Raw genomic sequence first — 12,920 nt, 5'->3', positions numbered from 1 at the left:
TCGACCCGTCAGAATGCGGTTTTGGCGAAGCCGGTCATTGCTGTCAGCCCCATCTCACGTCCCAGCGCGGTCATTGGATGCACCACGACCAGGCCGCGCACGCTTTTCTTCAGCGCGCCCAGATTTGCCTGCTCTTTCTTGGTAATTTCGCGGCTGAAGCCCATTTTTTGCAGCTTCTGCGCCTCGGCACTGAGTTTTTCTACCCGCTGACCGCGCAGACGCTCAATCTCAATGACCAGCGCTTCTTTCTCTTTCAGCAACGCGCCCAGTTTCTCGACATCACCCGATTCCAGTAACTGCGGCTCTTTGCGGTTCAATGCGTCCAGCTTATCGCTGAGAAGTTTGATTTCGTTCTTTTCTTGCTCTTTCATGACAACAACTCGTTGAGGAAAACAGGCCAAGGATACACCAAATCTGGCGCATATTCCCGCTCAGGTTAAGACGAAAAAGGCGCCGTGATGGCGCCTGACAGGATTAGCTGCCGGACTTTTTAAACGCCTGCTTCATACTGATGCGGGCGATAAGCTCGGTTAGCGACAGGACCATGGTGGATCGCACCATCTGCAGATAGCGCTGCTGCTGCATGCTGCGCAGCTCTGCATCTTCGGTGTGAAACACCGGTGCGGGCGGCCAGGCGGTGACGCAGTGCAGTTCACCAAACGGGCCAAGGATCTCATCGTCGGTAAAACGATAATCACCGCTGTCGTGATTCAGCTCTTCGCGCAGCGCCAGCAGCAGTTCACCATCTTCATATTCGTGCCGGCTGATAACGCCAAGACCGTAAATCAGCTTCAGACGAACCGAGAGTTCGCCCAAAGGACCATCGCCCAGCAGCAGCGGTTCTACGGCATATTTCACCGCGTAGTCATCTTTGCGGAAGACCTGCAGCACCAGCAGATTGACGGCTTCAGCCAATAGCTCAACGGCGGCGATCAGAAAGCTTCTCACCGAACGACCGGCGTTCAGGCGCTCAAGCACCCGGTTTTCAAAAGCCTGCTTCTCTTCCATTATTGCCTGCATGGGTTCAATACCGCCGTTGGGCGCAGGCGAACTACGCCCGGCTTGCGTCACTAACACGCGCGCATTATGCCATAGCGTGCCAGGCGCTCACCACCGAAGCCACCACTTCGCTGTCAGCATCCAGACCTGAAACCTCAGCCAGCGTCGCCTGTGGACCTTTTTCTGCCAGCAGCGTGGCCAGCTCCTGCGCCTGTGGGTCCTGGTCGCTGCGATAGTGCATCGCGGCGGCAATGCCCTGCACCAGGCTGGCGTGCGGTAAACCATACTCCAGCGTGCCCAGCGTCGGCTTGATCAGGCGATCGCCCGCGCTGAGTTTACGCAGCGGCTGACGACCCACACGCTCAACATCATCTTTCAGATAAGGGTTCTCAAAACGGCCAAGAATTTTCTGGATGTAGGCCGCATGTTTATCCGCCTCAAAACCGTAGCGCTTAATCAGCACCGCGCCGCTCTCTTCCATCGCCCCTTTCACCACGGCCCGGATTTTTTCATCGAGGATGGCGTCACGAATGGTCTGGTGACCGGCCAGCTGGCCGAGATAGGCGGTAATCGCGTGACCGGTGTTCAGTGTGAAGAGTTTACGCTCAACAAATGCCATCAGGTTATCGGTCAGTTCCATACCCGGAATCGCAGGCAGGTCGCCTTTAAACTGAGTTTTATCGACGATCCATTCGCTGAAGGTTTCAACGGTCACTTCCAGCGGATCGGTGCTGCCCGCTTCAGACGGTGGCACGATGCGATCGACAGCAGAATCCACAAAGCCGACATGCTGCTCCAGCCAGGCGTGATACTGCTCCGGCAGCGCCTTCAGCACATGCTGTTTCAGCTGGCTGGTGCCGCGCACCATATTCTCACAGGCGATAATATTTAGCGGGCGGGTATTGCCGTTGTCGCTGCGTTTTGCCAGCCCTTTAGCCACACTGCCGGCAATACGCTCCAGAATCTGCGGGCCCACGGCGGTGGTAACGAGATCGACTTCAGAAACCAGGGTGATGATCTCATCGCTGGTGCTGTTTACCGCGCTGACGCCTTTAACGGTTTCTGTTTTGGCCTGCTCGCCAACTACATGAACGGGATACTCATGACGCGCGTTCAGTGCATCCAGCACCGTCTGATTCACATCAGCAAAAACCAGTTCGATACCTGCATCAGCCAGTAACTTGCCGATAAAGCCGCGACCAATGTTTCCTGCTCCGAAATGTAACGCTTTCATAATTTTTGACCCATATCAAATGACGATGGGGCGGGCAAACCCGCCCCAGGAAATCGGGACGGGCATGACCGCCCCAGGGAAAATAATTGCTATAAATTACGCGATTGCAGGCTTACCTGACAGCAGATCCAGCACTTCCTGCACGCTGGTGGTGTTCGCCAGCTTCTCAATCACGCTGTCATCATCCAGCGCATTGGTCAGGCTGGTGATCACCTGGATGTGCTCGTTGTTACGGGCAGCAATACCAATCACCAGGCGCGCCACATCCTCCGGCTCTTCACCGAACAGGACGCCTGCCGGATACTGACAGAACACCACGCCGGTTTTCAGCACGCGATCTTTCGCTTCGACCGTACCGTGCGGCACGGCAATCGACTCACCGAGATAGGTCGGTGTCAGTTTTTCACGCGCCAGCATCGCCTCAACGTATTCAGGCTCAACGTAACCGCCTTTCACCAGCTGTTCGCCAGCAAAGCGGATCGCCTGCTCTTTGTTACTGGCGGTCAGGCCGAGGAAGACGTTATCCGCACCCAGTTTAAACAGGTGTGCGTTGCCTTCATCGTAGCTGTCAGAGAGCGCGGTATTCACCGTTTGACGATGCACGTCGCTGCGGTTAGCCGCCACCAGACGCTCGGTCAGAGTGCTGTAGAGCGCGCTGTCGAGGAAGTTGTTCAGCGAGATATGCTGCGCATGCGGAGCCTGGCGGATGGCGCGCTCAGTCAGGTCACGGTGGGTAATCACCAGATCGACATCACCCGGCAGGGCGTTGATCGCGGTATTGGTCACCGACACATTGCTCAGCCCGGCGTCCTGCACTTTCTTACGCAGTACGCCTGCACCCATCGCGCTGGAACCCATACCGGCATCACAGGCGACGATGATTTTACGCACGTGATGCAGTTCAACGCTCATGGCATCGCTGGCGACTGGGGCACCCGCGCCGCTCTGGCCTTTAGACTGCGCTTTCATCTCATGCATGCGCTGGGTCGCGGCTTCGATATCGTCATCTTCTTTGACTTTGCTGGTTTTCAGCAGGATAGCGGACACCACGAAGGAGACGGCGAAGGCCGCAGCGATAGCGGCGATGTTCGCGAAGTAGGCCCCTTTTGGCGTCATTGCCAGCACCGCCAGGATTGAACCCGGTGAGGCAGGAGAGACCAGGCCACCGTTCAGCACAGTCAGCGTGAAGACGCCGGTCATACCGCCAAGGATAACCGCCAGCAGCAGGCGAGGAGCCATCAGCACATACGGGAAGTAGATCTCATGGATGCCGCCAAGGAAGTGGATGATTGCCGCACCGCCCGCAGACTGTTTAGCACTGCCACGACCAAAGAACATATAGGCCATCAGCACGCCCATACCCGGACCCGGGTTGGCTTCGATCAGGAAGAAAATGGATTTGCCGGCTTCACTAGCCTGCTGGATACCGAGCGGCGAGAAGATACCGTGGTTAATGGCGTTGTTCAGGAACAGGATTTTCGCGGGTTCGACGAAGATCGAGGTCAGTGGCAGCAGGTTGTTCTGCACCATCAGATTCACGCCCGCGGCGAGAATGTGTGACAGACCTTCTACCAGCGGACCGATCGCCAGGAACGCCAGCAGTGCCAGTATCATCCCGATAATACCGGCCGAGAAGTTGTTGACCAGCATCTCGAAGCCGCTTTTGATTTTGCCGTCAATCGCCCGGTCAAACGACTTGATTGCCCAGCCGCCCAGCGGACCGGCAATCATCGCACCGAGGAACATCGGCATATCCGCACCGACAATCACACCCATGGTGGTAATGGCACCGACCACGCCGCCGCGATCGCCGCCCACCAGACGCCCACCGGTGAAACCGATCAGCAGTGGCAGCAGGTAGGTGATCATCGGGCCAACCAGTTTGGCCAGCGTTTCGTTAGGGATCCAGCCAGTTGGAATAAACAGTGCGGTGATGATACCCCAGGCGATAAACGCCCCGATGTTTGGCATCACCATATTACTCAGAAAGCGACCAAAGCTTTGTACTTTGACCTTCACTGATGAGGACATAAACCCACCCCTTATTGAGACGCGCTGCAATAGGAGAGCGCGCTTGTTTTTGTTTAGCCACCCCGACCCAAAGCCGGTGGTATTACTGTATGCACGCGGACTCTATCACGCGAATTTGACGCTGCGTAGCGTGCGGGGTAAGTGTGATCTACATCACTGATTAAGGGTGGTGGCAGGGGTGATTAGCGTGATTTTGATCACACTTTAAAGCGTAGCTCAGGCTCAGTTGGCTGATTTTTAGACGGGGTGGCCGGTTATCTGTGAGGTGAATCACACTTGTTTGACGTTGATTTGTTATATATCTGTGACTTAGATCACAAACTATTTTTGGTCGAAAATGCGCCAGATCACACTTCATTCAGCGGGTGATTGGGTGGGAGGAGAAAAGAGAGTGGGACGGGCAGACGATTAGCGCCTGCCCGTAAAGCGGGTTTACTGCAGACCACCCTGGACGGCAGCCTGTGCCTGAGGAAGCGCCTGCGAATTGGCGGATAAAGTGCTCATCAGCGCGTTATATTGCGAAGCCTGATCCTGAGTCGGGAACTGCACGCCGCCATCATTGAAGCTGACACGGGTTCCCTGCGTTTGCAGGAAATCGCCGGTCTGCACTGCACCCTGGCTCAGCGCCTGGAGTTTTGGCAGCAGAGGAATCAGCTGATTAGCGGGCACCGTCACCACTTTGTTATAGGCGGTGTCGTAGACTTTTTTCAGGTCATCCGGCTGCTTCAGGGTCGCCTTGCTGCTATCCGCCTGCATTTTGGCGCTTTCAATCTGCTGGGTGACGATCACCAGTGCGCTGGTCGCCTGACGCAGGGAATCACGACGGCTGAGATAATCCTGCGGAACGCGAATGGCAGAAAGCTCATCCACCACCGGACGCATACCCTGTTCAACCGCTTTGTTCGCCTGCTGCGAGAAGCCATACATAATGGCGTAATCGCTGGCGAAGTTGCCAAAGCTCTGCTTCTGGTTTTCGCTGAGGCTGGGCAGATGCTCGCCGCTGCGCATCACAGTGTTCTGGAGAAAATCGATAAATGCTTTGCGCTGCTCGCCTTCTTTATCACCGCATGCGGTGAGTTGCAGCACGATCAGCGCGCCAGCGAGCATAATGCCGCCACGTGCCATAAGGCGTGTAAGTCCTGAAGCCATAGGGTCAACTCCTGTCGGTGATACTGTCAGATGTCCAGGTAGGAATGGCCTAAAGAATAGAACAAACCCGAGCCACGGCACAACGTGAAACCACCTGTGAAACAGATGCTTTCTGAAACGCCGGTTACAGAATGGGACCGCCTGCGCCTCAGGGCGTGCTGCATTCCCTGCCATCGCAGGCTTCAGCGCGCAGAGATGAAGGAGGGGCTGAGCAGTCTGACACTCACTGCCGCGACCTTAAAACACCACCGCCTGACCATCTTTGCGACTCTCACTGGCCGCAATGTAGAAGCCCTGCGGATCGCGCACTATCGCCTGCGCGCCACCAAAATTGTAATTACTCAGGGGATCTTCCAGTACCACGTTGTGGCCCATACGGCGCAGTGTGCTCAGGGTATTGCGATCGAGGGTTGATTCAAATACCACCTCGCGTCCCTGCACTACGCGCCAGCGCGGCGCATCAATCGCGGCCTGCGGATTCTGCTGGTGCAGCATAATGCGCAGCGCCAGCTGGAGGTGCCCCTGCGCCTGCATCGGGCCGCCCATCACGCCAAATGCCATCAGCGGCTGGCCCTGCTGATCCCGCGCAAAGGCTGGAATGATGGTATGAAACGGCCGCTTACCGCCTGCCACGACGTTGGGATGGTCTGGATCGAGTGAAAAGCCCGCGCCCCGGTTCTGCAGGCTGATGCCGGTATCGGGTACCACCACGCCGGAGCCAAATCCCATGTAGTTAGACTGAATGAATGAGACCATCATGCCGCTGGCATCACCGGCGGCGACATACACTGTACCGCTTTGCTGAGGTGATCCAAAGCGGAAATCTCCCGCCTTGGCAGGATCAATTAACGCTGCCCGCTGGCGGATATAATCATTGCTGAGCAGGTGTTCCGCCGGAAATTCGAGATGATCTTCATCGGTGACATAACGGTCCAGATCAACCAGCGCCAGTTTCATCGCCTCGATGGAGAGATGCAGCCACTGCGGCGAATCCGGTGCATAGTGGTTGATTTCCCACTCTTCCAGAATGCCAAGTGCAATTAAGGTCGCAATGCCCTGACCATTCGGCGGCAGCTCCTGCACCGATCCTCCGGCAAACGGACGCGACAGCAGAGTAACCCAGTCGGCACGATGGTTTTTCAAATCCTCCAGCGTCAGGGCTGCGCCATGCTCACGGGCGAAGGCTGTCATCTTTTGCGCCAGTGCGCCGCGGTAAAAGCTTTCGCCCTGAGTCTCAGCGATTTCCTGCAAGGTGCGGGCCTGAGCCGGGTTGCGGAATAGCTCGCCAGCACGCGGCGGACGACCCTGCGGCGCAAAGCAGTCGCTAAAGCCAGGTTGATCCCGCAGCTTGTCATAGCCGCGCTGCCACAGCTGACCAATCAGCGGTGAAACCGGAAAACCGTCGCGCGCATAGTCAATTGCCGGTTGTGCCAGGGTGGTCAGCGGTAAGGTGCCAAAGCGCTGTGCCAGTGTGACCCATGCCGAGACGGCCCCTGGCACAGTGACGGATTCCCAGCCGGTTTCAGGCATCGCACTAAAATCGGCAAAGCGTTCGGGATGCCACGCGGCTGGCGATCGGCCTGAGGCGTTTAACCCATGCAGCTCGCTGCCATCCCAGACAATGGCAAACGCATCGCTGCCGATGCCGTTTCCGGTTGGCTCCAGCACGGTTAAGGCGATGGCGGTGGCGATAGCCGCATCCACGGCGTTTCCACCCTGTTGCAGCATCCGTAAACCCGCCTGCGCCGCCAGCGGTTGAGAGGTTGCGACGGCATTACGACCCATCATCGGTACACGATGAGAAGGGTATCCGACGTTAAAATCTGTTTCTCGCATCGCTTTTCCTTACAGAGGTCAGGTATGGGTTTTGCCCGTCGTCAGTGCGTTATCACGGGGCTGCACTTTTACCGCGCATCAGGTCGATAGTTGCCGGGTAACTGCACCGGCATGAGGCGCCAGCCGTTTCGTTAAGACGACTGTTGATTAATCTGGCGACAGAGCGCCGTTAAGAATAAAAGATTTACCCGCTCTGCACTGTGAGCCGCCGCGCGCCAGGCCTCAGGCCCCAACCAGGACTATTCTTAATTTAATAAGATCAGTGAATATATGTGTTCAGGAAGTAAACCATTGGCGTATATTTTGCAATCACTACCTGAAGAGGTGTATTGCCTCACAGAAATGAGAATATGGCAGCAAAAAGCTTGATGGCATCCACATAAATAGCAAACACCATTTGATTTTTTTGCCCACACCGAAGGCACAAAACTCAACTGCCTCAGCGGGTTAGAGGCGCTGGAACTTTTCCGGCAAACCATAGTTAAAAAAATAATTATAAATTGCGCGGCAAATAGTCAGGTCTCTATCCATACTTAGTCTCCCGGCATTTGTTGCATTGACCTGACATCTTTAAAGCAGTGCACCGCAGGCTGTGTCCCGTAATGGTTTCTCTCATAACAAAAATAAACCCTTGCGGGATCCAGCCTGAAACAGGCCCGGTTTCAGAGTCCTGACTTCAGGCTCGTACCTCTCTACTTTCACGTGCTTCATAGCGAGTTTTTAAGGAGTTCTCTATGGAATTAAAAGACCCGATGTTTGAATTGCTCAGCAGCCTTGAGCAGATTGTTTTGACACGTGATGATCGCGCCGCCGAGTTACTTATTCAGCGTCAGCAACCCGCCCAGCCAGAGCCGCAGCGTCTGCGTGAAATGACCGGCATGCAGGTTGATGAGTTTGCAAAAGTAATGGGCGTGAGCGTTTCTTCCGTGAAAAGCTGGGAAGCCCGGCGTACCCGTCCTTCCGCGACGGCGCAGAAATTGATGAAGTTATTACATGCCAATCCCTATCTGGGACGGCAGTTGCTTGAATAAACTGATATCACGAAAAGAACCCGCCGCTGGCGGGTTTTTTATTAGCGTAATTCGCTGTATTTAGCCGCCTGTCTGGCAAACCAGCTCTCCGGCACGCTATAGGGCGGCTCCCGCAACTGTGCGAGTCCGCTTTCAATAATCATTGAAGCCTGCTGCCATAACTGCGCATCTCCCTGCTTCAGCAACTCAATCTGTATCTGCTTTTCAACCAGGTAGACCCGCGCAAAGTCGGGATCAAAACGCACAATCGCGCGGGTGTTATCGATGATGTCAGCCAGTTTGATGGTTTGTGCCTCAGGACTGGCGCTGGCTGTATGGCGGAAGTGCGCCAGTTTACGGGCCGTCCGATTTTTTGCCCCAGCGGGTGCGCTGTTGGTCAGCATCTCTACCAGGCTTGCCACGCGCGTACCAAAGTGGGTTTCGATATCGCTCTGTGTGGTTGCGGTATCTTCCACGGTATCGTGCAGCCAGGCCGCCGCTAACAACGCGTCGTCATGGCTGACGCTGCGCACCAGTTCCACCACCGCTGCCGGATGAACAATATAAGGCTCATCGGTATATTTGCGGCGCTGTCCGGCACTGGCATGTGCCTCGGTGGCGAAGCGACGCGCCTGTTCTTCCAGTGAATCCTGCATGCCTTTCCCCCTGACAAAAAGTTTGCTTGCAATTATCTAGCGCGCTATCTATATTATTAACCATGAACTGTGATCAAGATGACAAAAAAGTGAAAACGATGCCACTGTTGGTCGATCAGCACCTCTGCTTTGCGCTTTATTCTGCCAACCTGGCGATGAATAAAGTCTATCGTCAGTTGCTGAGCCAGCTCGACATCACCTATCCTCAATATCTGGTCATGCTGGTGTTGTGGCAGAAAGATGATGTCACGGTGTCAGAGATTGGCGAGCAGCTTTTTTTAGACTCGGCAACATTAACGCCACTTCTGAAGCGACTGGAAAGTGCAGGCCTGATTAACCGGCAGCGAACCCGTCAGGATGAACGGCAGGTTGCGGTGACGCTGACCGAAGCCGGGCAGGCGTTACGGGCCAGGGCTGAAGCCATTCCTGAAGCGGTTAAGTGTGCCACAGCCTGTGATGATGACGCTCTGCTGGCGCTGAAATTACAGCTGGATGGGTTGCGAGATAACCTGAATAAGTCACGATAAATATTGCTGACGGGTGCGCGGCACCCGTTAAACCTCACCGCCTGATTACGGCTGTATAAGTAGTGGGCGATTAAATAGCGTAACGGAGAAATGTCATGTCTTTAGAACAAGTGGTTTACCGCGCCAAAGCCAAAGCAACCGGTGGTCGTGATGGTCGTGCAACCTCTTCTGACGGTGTACTGGACGTGAAACTGGGCGTGCCAAAAGAGATGGGCGGTGCAGGCGGCGAAGTGACTAACCCGGAGCAGCTGTTTGCTGCGGGCTATTCTGCCTGCTTCCTGGGCGCGATGAAGTTTGTGGCGGGCCGTGACAAAATCACCATGCCAAAAGACGCCTGGATCGAAGGTGAAGTGGGTATCGGCCCTATCCCTGATGGTTTTGGTATTCAAGCGACCCTGAACATTCATCTGCCAGAGATGGATGAAGCAGAAGCGCAGAAGCTGGTTGATGCGGCACACATCGTTTGTCCTTACTCAAACGCCACCCGCAACAACATCGATGTCACGCTGAACATTATTCGCTAAGCGTGCTGCGGGCCTGAAATTATCAGGCCCGCACTTTTTTTCCTCTGTCATTTTCACTCTCCTGCTGCTGTCTGCAACAGCCCACCCGGCCGTTCCTGTTCGATGTGTACAAAAAATGTGCTAATCAGGTCGACAACGATTATTTTCTGGTCTATCAAACGCGACCATGTTTTACTGAGCCACCTCGCGTTATAGCCTGTAAATCCGTTCAGAATTTTCCTTCATCTTGTCCGGTCCGCTTATTCAGCGAACTCTGCCGCGTTTCGGCAGTCACATAAAAGATTTGGTCAAGCGCTTCACACCGGAGAAACACCTTTTTTCATGAATTACATTAAAACCCTGACTCAGCAGAAGTTATCGCTCTTGCTGGCGCTCTATCTCGGTATCTTATTGAATTTGCCGATTTTCTATCGTCGTTTTGACGGTTTTCTCAGGCACTCTACGGTTACGAACTGGCTGACTGCCGTCACCGAGGTAGTGGCCATTGTGGTGCTGACTTTCTTCCTGATGCGTCTGCTGTCGCTGGGAGGAAAGTGGTTTTATCGCGTGCTGGCCACGCTGATTGTTCTGATTTCGGTTGCCGCCGCCTATTACATGGCGTTTTTTAACGTGGTGATTGGCTACGGCATTGTGGCTTCGGTGATGACGACTGACACCGATCTCTCTAAAGAGGTGATTGGTTACCATTTCATCCTGTGGATGGTGCTGGTCAGCGCGCTGCCACTGCTGATGATCTGGCGCAATAAGCTGAGCATGACGCTGAATGAACAGCTGCGTACGCCGGGACAGCGCCTGAAACCTACCCTAATCATGCTGCTCTGCGTGGCACTGGTCTGGCTGCCGATTCGTTTTTTCGACAAGCTGCAGAAGCATAACGAAGAGATCACCAACATCGATCTGCCGAGTTACGGCGGTGTGGTGGCGCACTCTTATCTTCCTTCGAACTGGCTGGCGGCTGTGGGCCTGTTTGCCTGGACCCGTGTGGATGAGTCGCTGAACAGCCAGGAACTGCTGGATCCGGCGAAGAAGTTTACCTACGTCGCGCCTGCCGGGCTTGATGATACCTATGTGGTGTTTGTGATTGGCGAAACCACGCGCTGGGATCACATGGGGATGCTGGGCTATGAGCGTGACACAACGCCGAAGCTGTCGAAAGAGAAGAACCTGGTGGCATTCCGGGGCGAGTCCTGTGATACCGCGACCAAGCTGTCACTGCGCTGCATGTTCGTGCGCGAAGGCGGCACTATGGATAATCCGGGCCGCACGCTGAAAGAGCAGAATGTGTTTGCGGTGATGAAAGAGCTGGGCTTCACATCTGAGCTGTTTGCGATGCAGAGCGAAGTCTGGTTCTACGACAACATCAATGCCAACAATTTTGCCTTCCGTGAGCAGATCGGTTCAGAGAAGCGTAATCAGGGCAAAGCGGTGGATGACATGCTGCTGGTGCCGGAGATGAAAGCGTCATTGGATCGTTTCCCGAAAGGTAAGCATCTGATTGTGTTGCACACCAAAGGTTCGCACTACCTCTATTCACAGCGTTATCCGCGCAGCTTCGCGAAATATCAGCCGGAGTGTATGGGCGTGGATGAGACCTGCAGCAAAGCGCAGTTGATTAACGCTTATGACAACTCGGTGCTGTATGTCGATAGCATGCTGGATAGCGTGCTGGATCAGCTGCGTGATAAGAAGGCGATCGTCTTCTATGCCGCCGACCATGGTGAGTCGATTAGCGAGAATATGCACCTGCACGGCACGCCGCGTGAGATGGCTCCGCCTGAGCAGTTCCGTGTGCCGATGATGGTCTGGGCGTCAGATAAGTATCTGGAAGACAGTCAGAACCGCAGCAACTTTGAGCGTCTGCAGGCGCAGCAGCGCGTGGGCCGGACCCATCGCCACGTTGAGTTGTTCGATACCATCCTGGGCTGTCTGGGTTACACCTCGCCAGATGGCGGCATTAACCCGGCCAACAACTGGTGTCAGGCACCGGGTAATGGTCAGGCTAAACCGCTGTAATAGTGGTCGAAAAGGGTAAAGCAGGCGGCTGATTCCCGGTAACCGCGTGCTTTCCAGGCGATTGGCGGCAAAAGCATAAAAAGCGGTTGACGCTGATCGGGGGTAGCAGTAACATGCGCCCCCATCGGCGAGTAGCGCAGCTTGGTAGCGCAACTGGTTTGGGACCAGTGGGTCGGAGGTTCGAATCCTCTCTCGCCGACCATATTTAAGAAACCTGTCTGAAAAGACAGGTTTTTTTTCGTCTTTAGAAAACCAACGGCAGGGGCGGTTTTTCCTGAGCAGTCTCGATCTGACCGCTAAGCATTCACATTCTTACCGCTGAGTGGGCTTCAGGGAGCATACGCCTTTCGCAAAGACGCAAAAACGCCATCCCTGGCAGGCTCAACGCGGGCCATCCCTGGCCCGCGATGCTTTGCTACAGGCGTATGCTCCCTTCGCTTCACGTTTGGCAGACGCATCAGGTACTTACAGAAGCATCTCAGACAACTGACAGATCCAAATCAGAGTGACTCTGACAGCAATGAACAATCTCAAGGCGGAGGGAACACGGGCAGAGGAGGAAAGCGTCCCACGCCAGGGACGGCGTGGGCCGAGCGTCCAGGGATGGTTTAAGCGCCTTTCCGATCTGACCGTGTTCCCGAAGCAGTCTCGATCTGACAGCTAAGCATTCACATTCTTACCGCTGAACGTCCATGGATGGTTAAAGCGCCTTTCCGATCTGGCCGTGTTTCCGAAGCAGTCTCGATCTGACAGCCATTCATGCCACATCCTCTTCCCTGAACCTTCCCTCGCTTTCAGCCTCTGGCTATGATTTTCCAGAAAGTTCCAGTAAACCCCATCCACCGCGCATTCCGTTTACCAGCCGTTGTTATCATCACTTACCCGCTGGCAGGCCTTGCCATATAAGAGATGCGATCATAATTCGCGACACATTCTTCTTA

At 54.9% G+C, this 12,920-nt stretch carries 11 protein-coding genes and 1 tRNA gene; 5 read left to right on the top strand and 7 right to left on the bottom strand.

Going from position 1 to position 12,920, the window contains the following annotated elements; all coding sequences use genetic code 11:
* Positions 1–8 precede the first annotated feature (8 nt).
* The 6 genes from HFD95_RS16185 to HFD95_RS16160 form a co-directional block, all read right to left on the bottom strand.
* The gene (locus HFD95_RS16185) at positions 9–371 is read right to left on the bottom strand and encodes a YibL family ribosome-associated protein (protein ID WP_003848030.1); all 363 of its coding nucleotides are present in this window, start codon (positions 369–371) and stop codon (positions 9–11) included.
* 103 nt (positions 372–474) lie between these two features.
* Positions 475–1,020, bottom strand: a complete 546-nt coding sequence (gene mtlR, locus HFD95_RS16180; RefSeq protein ID WP_171820345.1) for a mannitol operon repressor MtlR — start codon at positions 1,018–1,020, stop codon at positions 475–477.
* Between the two features lie 64 nt (positions 1,021–1,084).
* Complete coding sequence (mtlD, locus tag HFD95_RS16175) at positions 1,085–2,233, bottom strand: mannitol-1-phosphate 5-dehydrogenase (RefSeq protein WP_010257450.1); 1,149 nt, start codon at positions 2,231–2,233, stop codon at positions 1,085–1,087.
* A gap of 96 nt (positions 2,234–2,329) precedes the next feature.
* A complete protein-coding gene (locus HFD95_RS16170; protein WP_010671638.1) occupies positions 2,330–4,264 on the bottom strand; it encodes a PTS mannitol transporter subunit IICBA in 1,935 nt (644 codons plus the stop codon).
* Positions 4,265–4,696: 432 nt separating this feature from the next.
* Positions 4,697–5,413, bottom strand: coding sequence for a DUF3053 domain-containing protein (locus HFD95_RS16165; protein ID WP_010671639.1), 717 nt, complete (start codon positions 5,411–5,413; stop codon positions 4,697–4,699).
* A 237-nt stretch (positions 5,414–5,650) separates the two neighbouring features.
* Positions 5,651–7,249, bottom strand: coding sequence for a gamma-glutamyltransferase family protein (locus HFD95_RS16160; protein WP_122889790.1), 1,599 nt, complete (start codon positions 7,247–7,249; stop codon positions 5,651–5,653).
* 734 nt (positions 7,250–7,983) lie between these two features.
* On the opposite strand from HFD95_RS16160, the gene HFD95_RS16155 reads away from it, so the two are divergent.
* Positions 7,984–8,280 carry an HTH-type transcriptional regulator gene (locus tag HFD95_RS16155; protein WP_010257438.1) on the top strand — a complete coding sequence of 99 codons (297 nt, stop codon included), beginning with the start codon at positions 7,984–7,986 and terminating at the stop codon, positions 8,278–8,280.
* Positions 8,281–8,321: 41 nt separating this feature from the next.
* On the opposite strand, the gene HFD95_RS16150 is transcribed toward HFD95_RS16155, so the two are convergent.
* Positions 8,322–8,915: an HD domain-containing protein gene (locus tag HFD95_RS16150; protein WP_010257434.1), complete on the bottom strand. Its 594-nt coding sequence runs from the start codon at positions 8,913–8,915 to the stop codon at positions 8,322–8,324.
* A gap of 62 nt (positions 8,916–8,977) precedes the next feature.
* Here HFD95_RS16150 and HFD95_RS16145 point away from each other — a divergent pair, with 62 nt between their 5' ends.
* The 4 genes from HFD95_RS16145 (at position 8,978) to HFD95_RS16130 (ending at position 12,181) form a co-directional block, all read left to right on the top strand.
* Positions 8,978–9,442, top strand: a complete 465-nt coding sequence (locus HFD95_RS16145; protein ID WP_010671641.1) for a MarR family winged helix-turn-helix transcriptional regulator — start codon at positions 8,978–8,980, stop codon at positions 9,440–9,442.
* A gap of 95 nt (positions 9,443–9,537) precedes the next feature.
* Positions 9,538–9,966 (top strand): organic hydroperoxide resistance protein, encoded by a 429-nt coding sequence (locus HFD95_RS16140; RefSeq protein ID WP_167430495.1) that lies wholly within the window; start codon positions 9,538–9,540, stop codon positions 9,964–9,966.
* A 321-nt stretch (positions 9,967–10,287) separates the two neighbouring features.
* On the top strand, positions 10,288–11,979 hold the full coding sequence (eptB, locus tag HFD95_RS16135) for a kdo(2)-lipid A phosphoethanolamine 7''-transferase (protein ID WP_010257429.1): 1,692 nt from the start codon (positions 10,288–10,290) through the stop codon (positions 11,977–11,979).
* Between the two features lie 125 nt (positions 11,980–12,104).
* A tRNA-Pro gene (locus HFD95_RS16130) sits at positions 12,105–12,181 on the top strand.
* Positions 12,182–12,920: the final 739 nt, after the last annotated feature.

This window comes from Pantoea sp. EKM10T (genome assembly GCF_011800685.1).
Taxonomy (GTDB): domain Bacteria; phylum Pseudomonadota; class Gammaproteobacteria; order Enterobacterales; family Enterobacteriaceae; genus Pantoea; species Pantoea agglomerans.
This window is presented reverse-complemented; position numbering and strand designations above follow the sequence as displayed.